A 21,065-nucleotide genomic window follows, 5' to 3' on the forward strand; every position below is an offset into this window, starting at 1 on the left:
AGATCACTCTCCTAAATATTTTGCTATTGTTTCAATAGCATATTTTACAGATGGTGTTCTATATGGTGATGTCATACTATCTAATTTTATCAGCCATTCATCTTCTCTTTTTGTAACAGTTACAAAAAATTCTTGAGTATAATTATTATCTGAAGCTAATGTTTTTATTAAATATTTATTATTTTTATTATCGTAATAACTTTCCCTTATTATAACTTTTTTCATATCTTCTTCAAAAATATTATCCGATATTTCTTCTATTTTTTTTATATTTATTTTTTTTATTTTTTTATGTGGCATATTATCCTCTCCAATAAAATATCTTTCAATTGGTGAATAATTTACTTTTTTTATTTTAAGTAAATATTTATTTCTACCTTCATCATCCCATTTTTTTTCATATCTAGTTTTAAATTCTCTATCAAAATTTTTTATTATTTCTTCAACTTCAAATCTCTCATCTTTTTTAAAATTTTCATAAACTTCTTCAGCATACCAATCAACATCTGTTGCTAAATGCATTTCAGAATTATCTTTTAAAATAGCTGATAACGTATCTCTAAAATTTTTTACAAATATTCTTCTATTTTCATGTCTCTTTTTAGGCCATGGACAAGGGAAATTAACATAAACCCTACTTACAGATTTATCTTTAAATAATTCTGGTATTAAAACTCTTGCATCACCTCTTATAATTCTAACATTAATTAAGTTTTTTTCAAAAAATTTTTTTTGGGCTCTTTCACATGATAATAAAGAAGTTTCAAAGCCAATATAATTTTCTTCTGGATTTTTAGAGGCTAAATAAGCTAAGAATTCGCCACCACCAAACCCAATTTCTATATTTAACTTTCTTTTATTTCCAAATTCTTTTTCCCAATTAAAAGGATAAGTAATTATATTTTGTGAAAAAATTTCATATTTCAAACTTGCTACGTTCATTTTTAACCTCCTGTTCTCAAAAAAAATCCCCGGTTTTACCGGGGTAATTTTTATTATTCAGGAGCAACTTCTCCTAAAAATTTCTTTACTTTAATATGTAATCTTGATTTTTTTCTTGCTGCAGTATTTTTATGAATAACTCCTTTTGATTCAGCTTTGTCAATAGCTTTAAAAGCAACTGATAAAGATTCAAGAAGTTCTTCTCTGTTCTTATTTAACTTTATATTAGTGAGAACAGTTTTTGTTGTATTCTTTATCCTTGTTTTGTAAGATTTGTTAATAACTCTTCTTTTTTCACTCTGTAATACTCTTTTTTTTGCTGACTTGATGTTAGGCATCAATAAACCTCCTTAAATTTTATATTCCTAAGGCAGTTTTTATTTCAGAAACTTTGTCTAACTTCTCCCATGGGAACTCTATATCTGTTCTACCAAAGTGCCCATAAGCTGCTGTTTGCCTATATATAGGTTGAAGAAGATTTAAATTTTTTATTATTTGACCTGGTCTAAAATCAAATAATTCTTTAACAGTTTTTAATATTTTTTCTTCATCAACTTTAGCAGTTCCCTTCGTATCAATGAGTAATGAAACTGGTTCAGCAACGCCAATCGCATAACCTAGCTGAATCATTACTTCATCTGCTACTCCAGCAGCAACTAAGTTTTTTGCAACATATCTTGCCATATAATGTGCAGATCTGTCAACTTTTGTAGGATCTTTTCCTGAAAAAGCACCACCACCATGTGCTATCCAACCGCCATATGTATCAACTATTATTTTTCTTCCTGTTAATCCTGTATCTGCTTGAGGGCCTCCTAAAACAAATCTACCAGTTGGATTTACCAAAATTTTAGTTTCATCATTTATTAAACTCTCAGGTACTATAGGATTTATAACATATTTTATTAAATCTTTTTCTATTTGATCTCTTGTAACATCCGCACTATGTTGTGTAGATATTAAAACTGTATTAACAGCTATTGGTTTATTATTTTCATCATATTCTACTGTAACTTGGGTTTTTCCATCTGGTCTTAAATATTTTAAAGTTCCATCTTTTCTTACTTTTGCCAATTGATACGCCAATTGATGAGATAAAACTATTGGTGTTGGCATATATTCAGGTGTTTCATTAGTTGCATATCCAAACATTATTCCCTGATCTCCTGCACCTATTTTAGCATATGGATCAAAATCTTCTTTTCCAGATTTTGTTTCTAAATTTTTATCTACACCCATTGCTATATCTGCAGATTGTTCATCTATACTAACCATAACTGCACATGTTTCACCATCAAATCCATATTTTGCTCTATCATATCCAATTTCAACTATAGTTTCTCTAACTATTTTTGCAATATCTACATAAGATGTTGTTCTTATTTCACCTGCAACTACAGCAACACCAGTTGTAACAAGTGTTTCTACAGCCGCTCTCGCATTTATTCTATTTTCTTCTGGTTCCTTTTCTAATATTGCATCGAGAATTGCGTCTGATATTTGATCAGCGACTTTATCAGGATGACCTTCAGTTACACTTTCACTTGTAAATAACCTTTTATTCATGAATTGTCCTCCCCGTTTGTTATTTTTTCCTTAATTATTATAACATTTTTTATAATATGTAATTATTAATTATAATTGATTTGTGTAAAATTTATGTATCTCTTTTATTTAATATAATTTATTAAACCTTATATTATAAATTTCTTTATTTCCCCAAAAATCTTCTAATTCTATTTTACCAACAGAATTATTTAAATTTTTACCAATAAATTGACCCCAATTATCTATTTCAATAGGAGTTAAGGCTTCTTTAGAATAAAGTTTTAACCAATACACAGTAGCAGTAGATCCATAACCAAAAACGCTTGGATTATATGCCTCTTCTTCTTTTATTTGTGCAAAATTCAATTTATAAACAATCCTATTATCTATGTATAAAGACATTTTTTTAGGTAATATAGTTGTATTATTACCAATTTTTTCTCTAACTCTTATTTCTAAGTTTGGGTAATCTCCACTATATTCAATAGTTGATATTTCATCTTTTTTTATATCAAAATATTTATTATTAGATCTTATACTTAAAAGTTCCAGATTCTTTTCTCTTGTTTCTTTGTATTCAATATATTCCAAAGCATCTCTTATTATATTACCATTTTCTTTCATTTCCCAAACTTCAAAATGTAAATGTGGAGCCATAGCTTCTCCTGTAGAACCCGAATAAGCAATAACTTCGCCTTTATTAATTTTTAATTCTTCTTCTGGAAATATTATTTCTATTCTTTTTGTAGAAAATTCTTCATTTATCTGTTCTGTAAATCCTGTTATTTTCTTTGAAAAAGAATTCAAATGTGCATATACAGTAGTTAACCCAAGATCTGGATGTTTTATGAATATAGTATTTCCATAAACTGGATCATTTATCCAAACTTTTTCTAAATAACCTTCTGCTGCTGTAAGTACATCTATATTTTCTCTATTAAAAGTAGAAAAGTCAATACCCATATGAAAATGAGGATTATTTCCAGTATTTCTATACTCTCCAAATGATGAAGTTATATAGGAATCTTTTATAGGCAAATTAAATACAGATGCAAAAATATTTATAAGAAATAAAAAATTTATTATTAAAATAAATATCTTTCTCATAAAGCTCACCTCCAAAAATTAAAACTCTTTTATAGATTGATTTTTTATAATTTCCATTTCATATCCTTTTTCATTTTCAGATTTAGAAAGAATTCCTATAATTCCATTCATTTTTTCAATTTTCCAATATTCATTATAATTTATTTGTATTTTTTTAAATTCATATTCATTTAATAATTTAAGTTCTAAAATTAATTTATTCAAAAAATTGTTTATAGAATTAATATCTAAACAATTTATAAAATAAGACTCTGGATATAAAATTTTTAAATCTTCATACTTTTCATCATTTAATAAATCTATTTTTGTAAATACTTTTATAATCAATTTCCTTTTAAACTCTATTTGTTCTATCATAGAATTTACAACAGATATTTTTTTACTCAAATTTTTATCTGTACTATCTATTAAATGAAGTATTATGTCAGAATTATTTATTTCTTCTAATGTAGATTTAAAAGATTCAACTAATTCAATTGGAAGATTTTCAATAAACCCTACTGTATCAGAAAAAAAACTATTTAATCCACAAGGAAATTGAATTTTTCTATTAGTTGGACTTAATGTCGAAAAATATTTTTCTGAAACTATTAAATTTTTATCTTCAGTTAAAGTTTTTAATAAAGTAGATTTTCCAGCACTAGTATACCCAACTAAAGAAAATTTTGGATATGGAAGTTTATCTCTATTTTTAGAGGTCAAATCTCTTTTTTGAGTAGCTTCTTTTAATTTTTCTTTTAATTGATTTATTCTTTTATTTATAGTTCTTCTATCATACTCTAACTGTGTTTCTCCAGGTCCAATTGTTCCAATTCCACCACCAGTTCTTGACATCTCATTTCCTTGACCTTTTAATGAAGAATATTCAAACTTCAAACTGGCCAACTCAACTTGTATTTTACTTATTTTAGTTTTAGCATTTTTCCTAAAGATTTCTAATATTACTTGTGTTCTATCTATTATTTCAAAATTATTTGTAATTATTTTTTGAATATTTTTTCTCTGTATATTAGTTATTCTATCATTTACTATTAAATACTTTATATTTGTATCTTTTAAAGCTTTCATATATTCTTTTATTTCTAATAATTTACCTTTTCCACAATAATATTTTAAATCATATTTATTTCTTTTTTGCTGAAAAACTTTTTCAACATTTATATCAATATTAGAACAAAGAGAGATAAGTTCTTCTATTTGTGAAGACTTATCTTCTCTTTGTTGTACTGATAATAATACACCATTATTTATTTCTATCACCTTCACTGATTTTCATTAGGTTGAAATAGTTTTATAAACTTTGAAGGAACCATCATTTTAACTGCATGTTTATAAACTAATGATTGTTCACCATTTTTTTCTAAAAGTATAGTATAATTATCAAATGATTTAACTATGCCACTTGTTTGAAAATCACCTTCAAAATATATCTTTACTTCTACCTTACTAATTCTTAAAATATTCAAAAATCTGTCCTGTAAGTTAAATTTCTCTGACATCAAAAACCCCCCTTAATAATTTGGATTAATTTATTTTTATTTTCTTCATTATTTGAACTTAATTCTACCCATATAGCTTCTTTTATATGTCTAAAATATATAATTTGTCTTCTTGCATATCTTCTTGTATTAGTTTTTATATTTTCTACCGTATCTTTTAAATCACAATTATAATCCAAATACTTAAAAACTTCTTTATAGCCTATTGTATTTAAAGCATTTAAATTTGGATCATACCCTTTTTCTTTTAAAGATTTAACCTCTTCAATTAAACCATTTTCTATCATTTTGTCAACTCTTTTATTGATTCTATCATGTAAATTTTTTCTATCTCTATTTAAAACTATAATTTGAAAATCGTAATTAGATTTATTTAAAATACTTTTTTTCATATGATATGTCATTGTTTTTCCAGTGTTTAAAAATATTTCTAAAGCCCTTATTATTCTTTTTTTGTCGTTTTTATGTATTCTATTATATGAATCAATATCAATTTGTTTTAAAATTTGATATAAATTTTTTTCTAAAGAAATATTTTCAAGATATTTTCTTATAGAATAATTATTTTCCACATTAAAAAAGCCTTTTGTTAAAGCATCAATATAAAAACCTGTTCCTCCTGTCAATATAGGAATTTTATTTCTCAAAATAATATTTTTTATAGTTTTATCGACAAGTTTAACATATTCATATGCATTGAAGCTTTCTTTTAAATCAATTATATCAAATAAATGATGTTTTATTTTTTGCATTTCATAAATATTTGGTTTTGCAGTTCCAATATTTATTTCTTTGTATATTTGTCTTGAATCCATACATATTATTTCAGCATTTAAATCTTCTGCCAATTTTAAAACTATATCACTTTTTCCGCTAGCTGTTGGTCCAGTTATTATCGGAATTTTCATTTTTTATTTATCACTCCATAATATACTCCACTATGACTACTACCCATTTTTTCATCTACTTTCAACCAATTCCATATACTATCTTTGTCTCTAGCTTTTATAACAACTTTCTTTTTGCATATTTTATACATTTGTTCTATATCCTTTTCATCTAATTGATCATAAACAGCAAATCTTCTCAAAGGATTTAAACTGGCAGATTTCATTTGTGGGTTTTCAAACATTGGATCACAATAGACAAGATCAAAGGAATTTTCTTTTTGTTTATAAATATATTTTTTATAATTAAAATTTTTAATTTTTATGTTTTTAGAGGCTTTTCTCATCCAATTATCTGGGAAATTATAATTTTTTAAACCTTCTTTTACAATTATATATATTGGATATGATCCTTCAAGTCCTATCACATTATCAGAAAAAGCTGCCAATAATAATGCTTCACTACCAAGACCATATGTTAAATCCAAAATAGAATCTTCTTTACAAGGAGTTAATGATTTTATTAAATAATCATCTTTAGTATGCTCATAATTATTATACCTAATCTTAGCAATGGAAGGATGGTAAAAAAACTTACCATTCTTCCAGATTATCTCTAAATTATTATTTTTATCAATTGAAAAATAAAAATCTTCATCATTTATATATTTATATATATGTCTTCTATTTTTATAGACACCATCATAAGCTTTAGCATATTCGTAAGCTTTTTCAATTTGTTCTTTCTTTGGTTTGTGGGATGTTGTAAATATCATTTTGGAGTATTGTTCCATTATTTAATAAAACTCCTCTCTCTTCCAATTTTATTTTTAAAAGACTATATTTTTCATATTTGTTTTTATATATTTCTTCTAACTTTATTTGTTCTGCTTTTATGCCATTGTATTGATTTTCAAGATCTTTATAATAAAACACTATTCTAAAAATTTGAAATCCAAAAAAAGTCATTAGTACAAATAAAAATACTATTGAAACTTTTTTGCTTTTTTTTACTTTTTTATGATTTTTTTTATTGACCTCTTTTATCGTTACAAATGGCATAAAATTCCTCCTTAACCTTTTAAACCACTTTTTGCTATACCTTCAACAAAGTAGTTTTGTAGAAGTATAAATAATAATATTACCGGAATTAATGAGAATGTAGATGCTGACATCAATAAATTGTATATTTCTCCAGATTCACTTCTAAATGTTTGCAATCCAACAGCTAATGTTCTCATTTCTGGACTCTTTGTAACTATAAGAACCCATAAAAATGCATTCCAACTTCCTACAAACTTTAATAAAGCTCCAGTTAATATTGAAGGTTTGCTTAATGGAACCATAACAGTCCACAAGAACCTCCAACTTGAAGAACCATCTATTTTTGCTGCATCCCATAATTCATTAGGTACAGTAAGGAATTGTTGTCTTAACAAGAAAATAGCAAAAACACTTACAACCCAAGGTACAATTAATGCATAATATGAGTCTATCCATTGAAATCTACTTATTGTAATATAATTTGGTACAAGCATAACTTCTCCAGGTACCATCATAGTAGCCAAAAATAAAGTAAAAATAAAATTTTTACCAAAAAAATTCAATTTTGCAAAAGCAAAAGCTGCCATTGATCCAATTATTATTTCTAAAACAGTTGTTGCTGTAGCCATTAAAACGGTGTTCATATAATATTTAGAAAATGGCGCAGCATTCCATGCATCTACATAATTTTGAAATATGTTTTTAAATTTTTCACCAAATGTAAAATTTGCTTTTGCGATAGGCATTTCATCTATTAACCAACTCGAATATATTTTTTTTGTATATATTTCTATATTTGAATTCTCTTTATAAAGTATTTTATCTATAATTTCTGAAGTTTCTAATAATTCTACTCTTGATATACTATTTGAATAAAATTTTGTAAATTTATTCAATTCATTATCTGTAGAAATCCTTAAATTTAACAGTGACTCAAATTCATTTTGTTTATCTGATATCTTTGAATTTATAAATTCAAACTCACTATTAGTTATATATTCTGCATAATTATTTATATTAGCATTATTTTTTGAAAGAGTTCTTAATACACTTATAAATCTTGATAAATCTTTTGGTTCATTTATAAAATCAGATTTTATATTTTCAATTATTTTTGTTTCAAAATGTTGTATAACTAATTCTTTTAATTCTAAAATATTTTTTTTATTTGATAATTTTAAAACTTCTGTTTTGAATTCTTCTGAAAAATCAGATTTTTTTATATCTTCTACAAAATTATTATACATATCTTCCTTTAAAGGAACTTTAAAAGTTATTTTTAAATTATCAAGTTTTTTATTTTGAATATTTTCATAATTACTAATAAAATAAGAGTACATATTCAATGTATTTATATTTTGTATATTAGGTTCATATATATTTTTAGATATTAACATATTAGATTTCGATAGTATTGAATCTTGAAAAGTTTTTATATTTGTGTTAAAGTCCATCAATAAATTCAATATTTTTTCATTTTCTTCAATAGATATCAAACCTAAACCTTTTGAATATATTTCAATTTCATTTATAGTTTTATTTATTTCTGTTCTAAGAACTTTTAAATAATTTTCAAATTCTTGTTTTTTATCATTTATTTCATTTATTCTATTTTGATCATAAGAATCATTTATTCTAAAGTACGGCAAACGATTTATATTTTTTTCTAAAGTAAGATCTATAAATTTTGACATTTTATTCAGATCTAATATTATATTTTTTACCATATTAGTTTTTTTATAGTAGCCCGTTTCTGGAGAAAATAATCCAAAATATAATTTTTCAAAATTTTCTGGCGTAGCCTCCCTATCTATAAAAAATAAATTAATATCTTTTCTTACATCACTATTATCAAAATATTTATAAAATTCTTCTAATAAAACATTTAAATCTTCAGAATCAGCAAAATTTATTTTATCATAATTTAAAGTTATTTCACCTCTTCTAACCTTATCATCATTAACATAATAAACAAGTTTATTAGGATTATAAATACTATTTGAAGTTAACGATTTAAATTCGGTTAATGATAAAACAGATTTATTTGAAATAGTAGAAGATCCTTTTGCCAAATTAATATCTCTAGTTGAACCAAAATTTTTAGATGTCCATGTAGGTGGCCAATTATTAACTTCTCCATCTGTTTTTAATGATGTCATTATCATCCAAGCAAAAGGAAGAATCATAACAACAGCTCCACCTGCGACCAATAAATATATTATTACATTTATAAGCGTTTTCCAAAACTTAGTATAATTCATCTTCATTCCTCCTTAAGAATCATAATGAACTCTTTTTTTACCGGCTTTTATTTGTATGAAAGTGAACAAAAGAATAATTCCAAAAAGCACATAAGCTGCAGCACTTGCTTCTCCCATTCTTTGTTGTGTATAGAACTTATCATATATAAAATATACAACCGTTAAACCAGAGTTATTGTATGGTCCAGGCATACCTGAATAAAGAACGAAAATTTCCGAAAACACCTTAAATGCACCTATCATAGAAACAATCAAAATAAAAAATGTTGTAGGAGATAATAATGGCCAAGTAATAAATTTAAATTTTTGCCATGGATTAGCTCCATCTACTTCTGCTGCTTCATAATATGTTCTACTTATATTTTGTAATCCTGAAAGGAATATTACAGAATAATAACCTATCAATTTCCAAATAGATATTATAGCAACCGTTGGTATTGTAAACTTTTCATCTTTAAGCCACAAAACCTTTTCAAATCCCATTTGTTGTAAAAAATAGTTCAAAAGACCATTATCATTAAAAATCCATTGCCATACCAATGAAACCGCAACTACACTGGTTACAAAAGGTATAAAATAAATAGTTCTAAAAAAAGTTTTTCCAAATAATTTTCTATTCATTAAAAGTGCTATTAAAAGCGCCAAAAATATTGTTATAGGCGTTGATAATAATACATAATATGTAGTATTCCAAATAGCTTTTATAAAATCTGCTTCTTGCTTCGCTATAGAAACATATTTTATTATATCTAAAATCCCTATCTTAGAAGTTAAAAATATGAAGACAAAAAATAATATAAGTCTTCCCATTAATTTATCATTTGTATTATAAGCAAATTTTTTAGCAGCCAATATTGTATAAGCAATAACCAAAATTAAAGAACTAATTATTCCAATAACATTGAAAAAAACAGTCAAAATTATACCAGCAATCCCCAAAATACTCATTATTTTAACTATATTTTTATGTTTTTTATTTTGAATTTTTTTAATATCAAAAATCCAATGCATTAAAAATATAAATGTCAAAAGAATTAATAGAGAATTAAAAAAGGCTTGATTAAAACTGACATCTATAGGATTTTTTAATTGAAATAATTTTTTATAGTTTTCTAAACCTATAAATGCTGGATTTGCCTGATTCTGGAAATCCCATTTAAAAAAACTTAAAATAAAAGAGTATATTACAGGCCAAAAAACAAATATTGAAAGTACCACAAAAGATGGTAGTAAGTACAAATAAGCTGTTATACTTTCATTTGCTTTCCTGTAATTTACAGGAGTTAAAGTTTTTTTAAAAAGAAATTTTAAAAGCAATAAGAATAATACTATTGCAAAAGAAATGACTAAAATCAAATACTCTGCAGGAATACCCATTTAAAATACCTCCATTTAATTATTGGCCATATTCGATATTTCTAACATTTTTTGAACTATATCCTCAATAAGAAAACTTTCTGAAACATCTTGTGTTAGAAATAAATTAATATCATTTATTAACTCTATGGATTTGTCTATCTTTTGATTCATTCCTTTTTTATAAGCCCCTACTTCAATTAAATCTTTTGCATCTTTATAAGTAGAATATAAATCTTTAATAAGTCTAGAAGAAATTAAATGTTCTTTACTGATGACATTATTCATAACCCTTGAAACACTTGATAATATATCAATTGCAGGATAATGTCCTGAATCAGCTAATTTTCTGGATAATACTATATGACCATCAACAATACCTCTAACTGTATCACCAATTGGATCATTCATATCATCTGCTTCAACAAGAACTGTATAAACTCCTGTCATAGTACCTTTATCTGAATTACCAGCCCTTTCTAATATTTTTGGGAGATCTGAAAAAACACTTGGAGTATATCCTCTAGTTGCCGGTGGTTCACCTGTTGAAAGACCTATTTCTCTTTTAGCCATAGCCCATCTTGTTAGCGAATCAACCATTAAAAGAACATTTTTCCCCTTATCTCTAAAGTATTCAGCTATAGAAGTTGCTGTATATAAAGCTTTTACCCTCATAAGAGCTGGTTGATCAGAGGTAGAAACAATTACTACTGATTTTTTTAATCCCTTTTCACCAAGATCCCTTTCTAAAAATTCTCTTACTTCTCTTCCTCTTTCACCAATTAAGGCTATTATATTTATATCAGCTTCTGTGTTTCTCGCAATCATTCCTAATAATGTACTTTTTCCAACTCCACTACCAGCCATTATACTTATACGTTGTCCTCTTCCAATAGTTAACATTCCATCAATAGCTTTAATTCCAACAGAAAGAGGATTTTCAATATTTTTTCTTTTTAAAGGGTTTGGAGGAGAATTATATATACTTATACTATCTTTAAGTTTTAAATCTTTTTCATCTATTGGTCTACAAAGCCCATCAACTACTCTTCCTAAAAGTTCATCTCCAACATTTATTGAAACTTTTTTATTTAATTTTTTTACAGAAGCCCCAACATATAACCCTTCTACATCTTCATAAGGCATGAGTAATAAATTATTATCTTTGAATCCTACTGTTTCAGCAAGAGAAGTGTTTTTATTTTTTAATTTTATTTTACATAAATCGCCTATAGCAGCATCTGGTCCTGTTGATTCTATAGTAACTCCAACAATTCTGTTAACTTTTCCTTCTAATATTAAATTGGATTTGCTTTTTAAATTATTTTTAAAATTATAGAGTATATTTTCAAAATCAATTTTCCTCATTTATGGATTCCTCCAAAGAGTTCATTATTTCTTCTATATACATTTCAGGATTTATATCAAAAATGCCTGATTCAGTGTCTGCAATTATTTGATTATCTTCTAATGAGTTATCTTCTTTTATAGTGAATGAATCAGATAAAAGTTCTTTAAAAATTTCATAATATTTTTCATTCATATTAGAATTCATTCTTATCTTTACTTTACTATAAGTTGTAAGACGATTTTTTAATCTTGATATTGCCTCATTTAACCATATTGGTTTATTAAAAATTTCTTCATTTAAATATTTTTTTGTAACCGTTTTTATGACTTCAAAAATAAAGTAATTAGATGATGAAATTAGATCATCATAATAATGATCTAATTCATCTAAATTTTTTTGAAGTTTTTCTTTAAAATTATCAACTTCTTTTAACTTAAGATTTTCTATTTCTTTTAATGATTCTTCATGAATTTTTTTGGATTCATTTTCAGCTTTTATTCTTGCTTCTTCTAATATTTTTTTAGATTTTGAAATTGCTTCTTCTATTAATGTCTCAGATTTTTTTTCAGCATCTTTCAATTTGATTTCTATTTCTTTCTCTAAAATCAAACTTTTATTATTTTCGTTTATTTTATTAATTTTATCTTTATCTTCTATATTTATTGGGGTATCAAGAACTACGTACTTATTATCTATTATTTTTTTATTATACAATTAGTTCTTCACCTCCACCACCACCAATTATTATTTCACCTGATTCTTCTAACTTTCTTATTATATTGACTATTCTTTGTTGAGCCTCATCAACATCTTTAACTCTAACAGGACCCATAAATTCTAATTCTTCTTTTATTATCTGACCAGCTCTTTTTGAAATATTTGAAAACATTTTTTCTTTTACTTCTTCAGAAGCTCCTTTTAAAGACAAAGTAAGATCTTTTGTTTCGATTTCTCTTGCAATTCTTTGAACTGCTCTATCATCAAGTTTAACAATATCTTCAAAAACAAACATTCTTTTTCTAATTTCTTCTGAAAGTTTAGGATCTCTTTCAGAAAGTCTGTCAAAAATATTTTTACTTACAACTCTATCTATACTATTCATTATTTCAGCTGAAACTTCTATTCCTCCAACCTGAGAAAAAGTTTGAACCGTAAATGTTGAAAGTCTATCTTTCATCTTTGACTCTATTTCTTTTACCACATCAGGAGTTGCTGAATTCATTACAGATATTCTCTTTATTACATCTACTTGCAATGATTCTGGCAAATTTGCAATTACTTGAGATGAAGTAACAGGAGGTAAATAACATAAAACCAAAGCTACTGTTTGAGGATGTTCATTTTGTAAAACATTTACCATTTGTGCAACATCTATTTTTCTCAGAAAATCAAAAGGTTTAACCTGTAAATTAGATACCAATTTTTCTATTATTTCTATTGCTTTATCAGGACCAAATGCATTTTCAAGAAGTTGTTTTGCATATTCTACTCCACCTTTATTGATAAACTCTTTAACCTTAGCAAATTCAAAAAATTCAGCTAAAATATTTTCTTTTATAGGTTCCTCTATTTTTTCTAAATTAGCTATTTCAAGCGTTAATTGCTCTACATCCGTATCATTTAATTTTTTCAAAACTTTCCCCGCTCTATCAGAACCCATAAGAACTAATAAAATTGCTGATTTTTTAATTCCATTCAATTCATTTTTTTCCATATAAATCCCTCCCTTATTGCGAATTTATCCAGATTTTTATGATTTCGGCAACATCTTCTGGTCTCGCATCAACAATTTCTTCTAATTTCTTTTGAGCTTCTTGAGCAGGTGTATATTCTTCTATAGTTTCTTCTTCTAATTCACTAACAACTTCTTTAACTCTACTTTCAAGTTTTCTTTTTCTTTCTTCAATTATTTTTCTTGTTTTTCTTCTCTTCATCAATTTCATAACTACAAACATTAATAATGTTAATAAACTAACACTTATTATCAATGTAAGAATTAAAATAATTTTATCATTTTTTTCTTTAATATTTTGTTCAAGTTCAGCTCTAATAGTTTCATATTCTCTATTAAATGCCATAGACATAACAGTTATATTTTCTTGTGAAGTACCTACCGCATTAGAAATTGCTTGTGTAAATTGTTGTTTGATTTCATCATTTTCAGGTATATTAGCTTTTTGAAAATCAACAAAAACTGTGAATGATTTTGAAGATATTTCTCCATTTTTATCTTCAACAGTTTTTTTATAAATTTCCCCAACATCATAATTAGTAATTGTTTTTGAATTCTTATAAAGTATTCCATCTGCATTCTCAGGAGATTGATATGTAAAAGGCGGAACATTCGAATCAGTTCCAACTACTCCTTGAGTAGAATTGTTATCATACGACTCTTGACTTTCATTTTGTTGGCTTAATATTATTCCTTTATCTTTAGTGGAAGGTTTTAACTCTCTTTCTTCACTTTCTATTTTTTCCCAGTTTAAATTTATTTCTGGTATAACAACGACATTCCCCAAACCAAATATAGTTTGAAGATTTTGTTCAACTTTTTCAGAATAATAGTCTTCAAGTTGTTTTTTTAATTGAAATTTAGTATTTGCATTTCCAACTCCATAATCAGTTACACTAGCTGTTAAGTCATTAGAATAATTATCAACTACTTTAACATTTTCTCTTTCAAGTCCCTGTACAGAACCAGTTATGAAATTTACTATTCCCATAACTTGATCATTTTTCAAAGTATAACCTGCATCTAATATTAAAAGGACTGATGCTCTCGGTTTAGCAGTTTCACCGACTTGATAATATGTTCTTGGCGGAATAACTAAATGTACTCTTGAATACTTAACGCCTTGTATTGTAGATATACTCTTAGATAATTCTCCTTCTAAAGCTATTTGATAATTAACTTGTTTATCATATGATGTAGCTCCAAAACCTTGATTACTAAGCAAATCATATCCTCTATTAGTTCCTCCAAGAGTTCCTTGCGCAGCCATTTTCATTCTTAATTCATTTACATTAACATCAGCAACATATATAGATCCACCTGGTGTAACTTTATACTTTATGTTCATCTCTTCAAGCTTAGAAATTATATTTCCAGCTTCTGATTGTTCAACACCAGAAAGAAAAAAACTATAAGTAACTTTGTTTAAAAGAATAACAGACACTATAACCACGAGTATTAACCCTGCAAGTAAAGAGGAATAAATAACTTTTTGTCTTTTTTCAAGACTTAACCACCATTCACGAATTTTCGCTAAGTATTTACCCATTTACAAACCCCTCTCAAAATAGTTTAATTTCAAAAATAAATGAATTTGAAAATATCTCATAATATAAATCACTTTGTATATTTTTATATTTAAAACCAAAACCTAATTTGGAGTAATTGTTTCTCAAAATTGCTTTAAAATCAACTATATCATTGATTTTTTTAAAATAAGAAAATTCAGGATCATTATAAAATTTTAATATAAAATGTTCCCAGGGTAACCCTATTCTTATTACTCCAGATAAATTTTCTATTCCAAAAGCAAATACCGTCGAAGGATAATATAAAACAGAAATTTCAAAATTAAAATCACTTTTTATTATATCACTTTTCTTAGATAAATTGATATATAAATCTGAATAAAACTCGATTTTTCTGTAAGCCGCAGACAAATATATCGATGTATTTATTTTTTCAACATCGAGATTTAAGCCATCATATCCAAAACTTAAGCCATAAATAAAAGGTGAATATATTTTTCTATTCTGATATTTTTTTTGTTGCTCTTTAACTTTTAAATAATATAATTCGCCTGATGATGTCATTCCATTCTTTAGTATTTTTGAAGGACCATCATGATAAGCTGCTATTTGCTTTTTTTCATCATCAAATAATAATCTAAGATAACCATGATATTCCAAAGCTCCTTTTAAATTATCATAAGGATCGAATAAATTATATACATATAAATCTTGTCCAGTTAAATATTTCATTTGTAAAAGTCCCATTGCATTTGATGAAGATATTGCATGTGTATAATTTGAAGATTCTACCATAATTTGTCCACCAATCAAACTTCTTTGTTGAGACCAAGCTTTAGAAAGGATTTCATTACTATCCAATACAGGGAATTTTGAAATATTGAACAAATTAAAATTGACCTGTTTATTATTGCTAATATTATATTCAAAATAATATCCAGGTTTTAGAAATAACCTTTCATATTTATTAAAAAAAGAAAATAAATGTATAAAAATAAAAGTTACATATACAAATAAAATAATATTTTTTTTCATTAAAATGCCCCCAAGATAGTAAAAAAAGTATCCGGATTGGGAAAATCCGGATCACATATTGTTTATTAAATCCATAATTATTTTAGAGATTTTTCTACCAGCATTCTTAGCAACTTCTAAAACATCATCAGATGTAACTTTTTCAAGTCCTTCAGCAATTGCCATATCAGTTATAGCTGAGATACCTAAAACTTCCATTCCTGCATGATTCGCAACTATTACTTCTGGAACTGTAGACATTCCAACTAAATCTGCTCCAAAATTTCTCATCATTCTCAATTCAGCAGGTGTTTCAAAAGTTGGACCTGTAATTCCAAGATATACTCCCGTAAATACTTTTTCTTCTACATTCTTAGCAGATTTTAAAGCAGCTTCAATCATTTTTTTTGAAAAAGGTTCTGACATATCTGGGAATCTTGGACCCCAATTGTCATTATTCTCTCCAAGTAATGGATTATCTCCAAAGAAATTTATGAAGTCTGTTAATATACAAGGTATACCCTTTTCAAAATTTGGATTCATTCCACCAGCTGCATTGGTAACTATTAGTTTATTTATTCCAATTTCATTCATAACTCTAATAGGAAAAGTTACTTCTTTCATAGTATATCCCTCATAATAATGGAACCTACCATTCATGAGCAATACTTTTTTAGAACCTATATTTCCAATTATTAATTCCCCTTTATGACCAGGGGCTGTAGACTTAGGAAAATTTGGTATATTTTCATAAGATATATTGATAGGACTTTCTACACTTTCTAAAACTGTTTCGAGTCCAGAACCTAAAACAATAGCTAAATCAATATTATCTTTTATTTGTTCCTTTATATATTTTGATGCTTCTTCTACTTTTTTAACATATTCATCGATATTTTTAATCATAAAAACCCTCCTTATTTATTCAACATAACCAATATATGGCAAATTTCTATACTTTTGATCATAATCAAGGCCATAGCCAAGAATAAAATAGTCTCCAAGATCAAATCCAGGAAATTTAACATTAACTCCATGTTGATAGACATTCTTAACAACTGCTGATGCTATCTCTATAGAAGCTGGTTTTTGTCTTTCTAAATATTTTATAATATATTTTAATGTATTACCAGTATCTACAACATCTTCAACTATTAAAACATGTTTTCCTTCTAAAGACTCTTCAACCCAACTCTTAACTTTAATTCTACCAGTAGTATTTTTACCAGAATAACTTGACACTTGAATGAAGTTATATAAAACATTCATATCTATTCTTTTAACCAGATCACTATAAAAATTTATTGACCCTTTTAATACACAGACAGCAACTAATTCATCTGTTTTCTCTTTATAATAATCTGTGATTTCTTTTCCCATTTCTTTCACTCTTTCTTCTATTTGTTCCTCACTTATTAATTCTTTGATATTCATCATTTACCTCCCGATTTTCGAACGCTTATTTCACCTGCATATATTTTTTTTATATTGCCATCTATATCAATAACCTCCAAATAATCTGGTGTTATTTTTTCAATAAAAACATTTTCTTTTTTTTCATTCAAATTGATCAAAGTAACTTCATCATTAATCTTTATATTTAAAACTTTGAGCCATTTTTTTGTAATAACAGAAACAGATTTTTCCTTTAAATACCTTAAATAATAAGAATTATAAGCTTTATGATTTATTTCATTCATAATCTTTTCAACACTTACTTCTTTATCTATCAAAGATTTTAAATTTACAGCATAATTTTTCAAATGATACGGAATATCATTATTTACATTTATACCAATTCCAACAATTATGGCATTGGGAACTTTTCCAGTTATTATGCTTTCACCGACAATACCACAAATTTTTTTATCATTAACTAATAAATCATTAGGCCATTTTATTTTTGCATTTATACTATATTTAGCTAAAGTGTCGTATATAGCCAAAGAAAAAACTCTAACATAATGCCAAGGATTCAAAGGTCTACTCTTAGGTTTAAACAAAACAGAATACCATAAACCACCCAACTCAGATGACCAATGATTTCCTTTTCTACCATAACCAGAATTTTGTACACTGGCCCTCACAACTGTCTCCGATGGCAAATTTCTCCAATTATTTTTTAAATAGTTATTAGTAGAATCTATATCATAAAAATGTATATAATTTTCTCCTATCATCTCAAACCACCATTCAATATTTTATTATATATTTATTATAACATAAGTAATACACCGTGTCATCTTTTAAATGGTCTTTTTTAACTCTTTTTTAAACTTTTAAATGTTATAATTACTTTATAAAATAATAATGAGGTGAAATGATGAACTTGTTAAAAAAATTCAATGATAAAAATGAAAGATTTGTAAGATTTGAATATATTTTATTTTTTTCTTATATTATTTTGGCTATAATAGGTTATTTCGCAATAAAAAGTTCTGTATTAAATACCTATAGAGAATCTGTATCAGAAAAACAAATTTTATTTATAATAGTTGGATTTATAATTTATAATTTTATTTTAATAATTCCAGACAGAACCTTTAAGAAATCTATTCCAATTTTTTTCATACTTTCATTTTTATCATTAATAGCTGTTTTATTTTTAGGAACAACTACTTATGGGGCAAAGAGATGGATAAGACTTGGACCTCTCGGAGGATTTCAACCTTCTGAATTTTTTAAATTATTTTTAATTCTTTACCTAAGTTATATATTGTCTTATAAATCAAAAAAACATTTTTATTTTTCATCTATATTGGTTATATTTTCCGCAATTTTAATATATAAAGAACCAGATTTAGGAACTACTTTTATAGTATTATTAATATGGTTTATTTTTATATTTTTATCTGGAAAATTTGAATTCTTGTGGAAATTTTTATTTTTTTCTGGAATGGCTGCTGCACCAGTTTTATTTTTCTTTATGAAAGATTATCAAAAAGCAAGAATAATAGGATTTTTATCTCCAGAAGCTTATTCTTCAGGAATAAGTTATAATGTAATACAATCTACAAGAGCTATAGGTTCTGGCGGAATATTGGGAAGAGGTTATATGAATGGATATATGAATTTGGGAAATTTTGTACCTGAAAATCATAGTGATTTTATCATTTCGGTAATAGGGGAAGAATTTGGATTTATTGGTATTTCTTTAGTACTATTTCTCTATCTTTTAATCTTATTAAGATTGTATAAACTTTATAAAATAAGTTATGATATATTTTGGAAGTACTTTTATATCGTTTCTGCATTTTTATTATTCTTTCATATTTTTGAAAATATTGGTATGAATATGGGAATAATGCCTGTTACTGGAATTGCATTACCTTTTTTGTCTGCTGGAGGAACTTCTACAATATCATTTTCAATACTTTTAGGAATAGCCACTAAGGGAGCTATGACTAATAAAAATATAAAGAGGTGAATTTAATTATGAAATTATTGGGGGCTGTCCCAAATATTAGCGAAGGAAAAGATGAAAAATTAATAAAAAAAATAATTGACATGGCAAATGAATATGAAAAAATGTGGGTTATATCCTATAAAATGGATGAATATTATAATAGAACATTATTAACTGTTATAGGTAAACCAGAATGTGTTATGAATTATTTATTTAAAATGACAGAGATATGCATAAATGAAATTGATATGAAAAATCACTCTGGTGCACATCCAGCAATAGGTTCTGTGGATGTTATACCTATAATTCCCATAACAGAAATAACAAATGATGAAGCTCAAAAAATGGCTCTCGATCTTTCTGAAAAAATTTCTTCTAAATTTAATATTCCAATTTTCTCATATGAAAATTCTACTGATATTTCAAACAAAAAACATATAAATTATATAAGAAAAGATGGTTTTGAATCATTGAAATGGAGAATGAAAACAGGAAAGCTTACATCTGATTTTGGACCAAATGAGCCAAATGAAAATGCTGGAGGATGTATAATTGGAGTTAGGAGTTATTTAATAACATTAGATTTTTATATAAATTCAAAAAACAGATGGCTTGCTGAACAAATAAAAAGAGAATTATTAGTTGAAATCCCAGGAAGTATATTTATAGATAAAAAAAGTGATAATAATTTCATTTTAACTTTAAACGCAAAAGTATCAGATATTTCTTTATTAGATATATATTATACATCGAGAAAAGTAATTGAACATTTTGACTGTGAAATAGAAAAAATAAATATTCCAACACCATTAACTTCTTCAATATTAATAGATTCATTTAAAAAAATTGCTGATAATAATATTGAAGGAAATTTACAAACAATAGAAGAATTTATTCTCTCTAAACTTTCATGAAATATAGAATAATATTAATTGGACCAATAAAAACTTCTTATATAAAAAAGGGAATTTCACAGTATTTAAAATGGATATCAAAATTTCAAAAAATAGAATTTATAGAAATCCCATTATCGGGAGATTTAAATAAAATATCTCCTGAACAATATAAATTAAACGATTATAATAAAATAGAAAAATATATGGAAAACTCAATAAATATAGTTTTAGATGAAAGAGGTGAAAACTTTAATTCTATAGAATTTGCTAAAAAATTAGACAAATTTCAATGTTACGGAAAAAAATATATAACTTTTTTTATAGGAGGTCCTCTTGGACATCATCAAAAAATATATCAATCAGCAGATCTTATCATGGGACTTTCTAAAATGACTTTTACACATGAAATGGTCTCATTATTCATAGCAGAACAAATATTTAGATCTTTTAAAATAAATAACAATGAAAAATATCATTATTAGGACAGCTAAGC

22 protein-coding genes are annotated in these 21,065 nt (G+C 25.8%); 3 read left to right on the forward strand and 19 right to left on the reverse strand.

Annotated elements, in window-relative coordinates; all coding sequences use genetic code 11:
• Positions 1-3 precede the first annotated feature (3 nt).
• From trmB to C7380_RS10805, 19 genes are all read right to left on the reverse strand, one after another.
• The gene (gene trmB, locus C7380_RS10715; RefSeq protein ID WP_109605767.1) at positions 4-942 is read right to left on the reverse strand and encodes a tRNA (guanosine(46)-N7)-methyltransferase TrmB; all 939 of its coding nucleotides are present in this window, start codon (positions 940-942) and stop codon (positions 4-6) included.
• A 53-nt stretch (positions 943-995) separates the two neighbouring features.
• The gene (rpsT, locus tag C7380_RS10720; RefSeq protein WP_109605768.1) at positions 996-1,280 is read right to left on the reverse strand and encodes a 30S ribosomal protein S20; all 285 of its coding nucleotides are present in this window, start codon (positions 1,278-1,280) and stop codon (positions 996-998) included.
• A 19-nt stretch (positions 1,281-1,299) separates the two neighbouring features.
• Positions 1,300-2,508, reverse strand: a complete 1,209-nt coding sequence (gene metK / locus C7380_RS10725; RefSeq protein ID WP_109605770.1) for a methionine adenosyltransferase — start codon at positions 2,506-2,508, stop codon at positions 1,300-1,302.
• Positions 2,509-2,616: 108 nt separating this feature from the next.
• Entirely contained in the window at positions 2,617-3,597 is a 981-nt protein-coding gene (locus tag C7380_RS10730) for a M23 family metallopeptidase (RefSeq protein ID WP_109605772.1), read from the reverse strand.
• An 18-nt stretch (positions 3,598-3,615) separates the two neighbouring features.
• Complete coding sequence (hflX, locus tag C7380_RS10735; RefSeq protein ID WP_158274879.1) at positions 3,616-4,857, reverse strand: GTPase HflX; 1,242 nt, start codon at positions 4,855-4,857, stop codon at positions 3,616-3,618.
• A 2-nt stretch (positions 4,858-4,859) separates the two neighbouring features.
• Positions 4,860-5,096 carry an RNA chaperone Hfq gene (gene hfq / locus C7380_RS10740; protein WP_109605776.1) on the reverse strand — a complete coding sequence of 79 codons (237 nt, stop codon included), beginning with the start codon at positions 5,094-5,096 and terminating at the stop codon, positions 4,860-4,862.
• Positions 5,096-6,004, reverse strand: a complete 909-nt coding sequence (gene miaA, locus C7380_RS10745; RefSeq protein ID WP_109605778.1) for a tRNA (adenosine(37)-N6)-dimethylallyltransferase MiaA — start codon at positions 6,002-6,004, stop codon at positions 5,096-5,098. The genes hfq and miaA overlap by 1 nt, the downstream gene beginning before the upstream one ends.
• On the reverse strand, positions 6,001-6,777 hold the full coding sequence (locus C7380_RS10750) for a class I SAM-dependent methyltransferase (protein WP_109605780.1): 777 nt from the start codon (positions 6,775-6,777) through the stop codon (positions 6,001-6,003). Before C7380_RS10750 ends, miaA begins: the two co-directional genes overlap by 4 nt.
• Entirely contained in the window at positions 6,716-7,045 is a 330-nt protein-coding gene (locus tag C7380_RS10755; RefSeq protein ID WP_109605782.1) for a hypothetical protein, read from the reverse strand. Before C7380_RS10755 ends, C7380_RS10750 begins: the two co-directional genes overlap by 62 nt.
• An 11-nt stretch (positions 7,046-7,056) precedes the next feature.
• On the reverse strand, positions 7,057-9,288 hold the full coding sequence (locus C7380_RS13685) for a carbohydrate ABC transporter permease (protein ID WP_206050585.1): 2,232 nt from the start codon (positions 9,286-9,288) through the stop codon (positions 7,057-7,059).
• A gap of 12 nt (positions 9,289-9,300) precedes the next feature.
• Complete coding sequence (locus C7380_RS10765; protein WP_109605784.1) at positions 9,301-10,665, reverse strand: carbohydrate ABC transporter permease; 1,365 nt, start codon at positions 10,663-10,665, stop codon at positions 9,301-9,303.
• A gap of 15 nt (positions 10,666-10,680) precedes the next feature.
• Entirely contained in the window at positions 10,681-12,012 is a 1,332-nt protein-coding gene (fliI, locus tag C7380_RS10770; protein WP_109605786.1) for a flagellar protein export ATPase FliI, read from the reverse strand.
• Entirely contained in the window at positions 11,999-12,709 is a 711-nt protein-coding gene (locus tag C7380_RS10775) for a hypothetical protein (RefSeq protein ID WP_109605788.1), read from the reverse strand. Before C7380_RS10775 ends, fliI begins: the two co-directional genes overlap by 14 nt.
• Positions 12,702-13,709 carry a flagellar motor switch protein FliG gene (gene fliG, locus C7380_RS10780; RefSeq protein ID WP_109605789.1) on the reverse strand — a complete coding sequence of 336 codons (1,008 nt, stop codon included), beginning with the start codon at positions 13,707-13,709 and terminating at the stop codon, positions 12,702-12,704. The genes C7380_RS10775 and fliG overlap by 8 nt, the downstream gene beginning before the upstream one ends.
• Positions 13,710-13,722: 13 nt before the next feature.
• The gene (gene fliF / locus C7380_RS10785) at positions 13,723-15,276 is read right to left on the reverse strand and encodes a flagellar basal-body MS-ring/collar protein FliF (protein WP_109605791.1); all 1,554 of its coding nucleotides are present in this window, start codon (positions 15,274-15,276) and stop codon (positions 13,723-13,725) included.
• A 13-nt stretch (positions 15,277-15,289) separates the two neighbouring features.
• The gene (locus C7380_RS10790; RefSeq protein ID WP_109605793.1) at positions 15,290-16,291 is read right to left on the reverse strand and encodes a lytic transglycosylase domain-containing protein; all 1,002 of its coding nucleotides are present in this window, start codon (positions 16,289-16,291) and stop codon (positions 15,290-15,292) included.
• 51 nt (positions 16,292-16,342) lie between these two features.
• Complete coding sequence (locus C7380_RS10795; protein ID WP_109605795.1) at positions 16,343-17,176, reverse strand: purine-nucleoside phosphorylase; 834 nt, start codon at positions 17,174-17,176, stop codon at positions 16,343-16,345.
• Between the two features lie 15 nt (positions 17,177-17,191).
• Complete coding sequence (gene hpt / locus C7380_RS10800; RefSeq protein WP_109605797.1) at positions 17,192-17,704, reverse strand: hypoxanthine phosphoribosyltransferase; 513 nt, start codon at positions 17,702-17,704, stop codon at positions 17,192-17,194.
• A complete protein-coding gene (locus tag C7380_RS10805) occupies positions 17,704-18,450 on the reverse strand; it encodes a biotin--[acetyl-CoA-carboxylase] ligase (RefSeq protein ID WP_109605799.1) in 747 nt (248 codons plus the stop codon). The genes hpt and C7380_RS10805 overlap by 1 nt, the downstream gene beginning before the upstream one ends.
• Before the next feature lie 143 nt (positions 18,451-18,593).
• Here C7380_RS10805 and C7380_RS10810 point away from each other — a divergent pair, with 143 nt between their 5' ends.
• Genes C7380_RS10810 through C7380_RS10820 form a run of 3 tightly spaced genes read left to right on the forward strand, consistent with a single transcriptional unit; the run spans position 18,594 to position 21,054 of the window.
• Positions 18,594-19,697: an FtsW/RodA/SpoVE family cell cycle protein gene (locus tag C7380_RS10810; RefSeq protein WP_158274880.1), complete on the forward strand. Its 1,104-nt coding sequence runs from the start codon at positions 18,594-18,596 to the stop codon at positions 19,695-19,697.
• An 8-nt stretch (positions 19,698-19,705) separates the two neighbouring features.
• Positions 19,706-20,590: a hypothetical protein gene (locus tag C7380_RS10815; RefSeq protein WP_109605803.1), complete on the forward strand. Its 885-nt coding sequence runs from the start codon at positions 19,706-19,708 to the stop codon at positions 20,588-20,590.
• Positions 20,587-21,054: a 23S rRNA (pseudouridine(1915)-N(3))-methyltransferase RlmH gene (locus C7380_RS10820; protein WP_109605805.1), complete on the forward strand. Its 468-nt coding sequence runs from the start codon at positions 20,587-20,589 to the stop codon at positions 21,052-21,054. The genes C7380_RS10815 and C7380_RS10820 overlap by 4 nt, the downstream gene beginning before the upstream one ends.
• The last annotated feature ends 11 nt before the right edge of the window (positions 21,055-21,065 follow it).

It is taken from the genome of Oceanotoga teriensis, assembly GCF_003148465.1.
Taxonomy (GTDB): domain Bacteria; phylum Thermotogota; class Thermotogae; order Petrotogales; family Petrotogaceae; genus Oceanotoga; species Oceanotoga teriensis.

Bases quoted from the DNA above. Each gene is read 5' to 3' on its own strand.
- trmB (WP_109605767.1), bottom strand. From the start codon at position 942: ATGAACGTAGCAAGTTTGAAATATGAAATTTTTTCACAAAATATAATT.
- rpsT (WP_109605768.1), bottom strand. From the start codon at position 1,280: ATGCCTAACATCAAGTCAGCAAAAAAAAGAGTATTACAGAGTGAAAAA.
- metK (WP_109605770.1), bottom strand. From the start codon at position 2,508: ATGAATAAAAGGTTATTTACAAGTGAAAGTGTAACTGAAGGTCATCCT.
- C7380_RS10730 (WP_109605772.1), bottom strand. From the start codon at position 3,597: ATGAGAAAGATATTTATTTTAATAATAAATTTTTTATTTCTTATAAAT.
- hfq (WP_109605776.1), bottom strand. From the start codon at position 5,096: ATGTCAGAGAAATTTAACTTACAGGACAGATTTTTGAATATTTTAAGA.
- miaA (WP_109605778.1), bottom strand. From the start codon at position 6,004: ATGAAAATTCCGATAATAACTGGACCAACAGCTAGCGGAAAAAGTGAT.
- C7380_RS10750 (WP_109605780.1), bottom strand. From the start codon at position 6,777: ATGGAACAATACTCCAAAATGATATTTACAACATCCCACAAACCAAAG.
- C7380_RS10755 (WP_109605782.1), bottom strand. From the start codon at position 7,045: ATGCCATTTGTAACGATAAAAGAGGTCAATAAAAAAAATCATAAAAAA.
- C7380_RS13685 (WP_206050585.1), bottom strand. From the start codon at position 9,288: ATGAATTATACTAAGTTTTGGAAAACGCTTATAAATGTAATAATATAT.
- C7380_RS10765 (WP_109605784.1), bottom strand. From the start codon at position 10,665: ATGGGTATTCCTGCAGAGTATTTGATTTTAGTCATTTCTTTTGCAATA.
- fliI (WP_109605786.1), bottom strand. From the start codon at position 12,012: ATGAGGAAAATTGATTTTGAAAATATACTCTATAATTTTAAAAATAAT.
- fliG (WP_109605789.1), bottom strand. From the start codon at position 13,709: ATGGAAAAAAATGAATTGAATGGAATTAAAAAATCAGCAATTTTATTA.
- fliF (WP_109605791.1), bottom strand. From the start codon at position 15,276: ATGGGTAAATACTTAGCGAAAATTCGTGAATGGTGGTTAAGTCTTGAA.
- C7380_RS10790 (WP_109605793.1), bottom strand. From the start codon at position 16,291: ATGAAAAAAAATATTATTTTATTTGTATATGTAACTTTTATTTTTATA.
- C7380_RS10795 (WP_109605795.1), bottom strand. From the start codon at position 17,176: ATGATTAAAAATATCGATGAATATGTTAAAAAAGTAGAAGAAGCATCA.
- hpt (WP_109605797.1), bottom strand. From the start codon at position 17,704: ATGAATATCAAAGAATTAATAAGTGAGGAACAAATAGAAGAAAGAGTG.
- C7380_RS10805 (WP_109605799.1), bottom strand. From the start codon at position 18,450: ATGATAGGAGAAAATTATATACATTTTTATGATATAGATTCTACTAAT.
- C7380_RS10810 (WP_158274880.1), top strand. From the start codon at position 18,594: ATGAACTTGTTAAAAAAATTCAATGATAAAAATGAAAGATTTGTAAGA.
- C7380_RS10815 (WP_109605803.1), top strand. From the start codon at position 19,706: ATGAAATTATTGGGGGCTGTCCCAAATATTAGCGAAGGAAAAGATGAA.
- C7380_RS10820 (WP_109605805.1), top strand. From the start codon at position 20,587: ATGAAATATAGAATAATATTAATTGGACCAATAAAAACTTCTTATATA.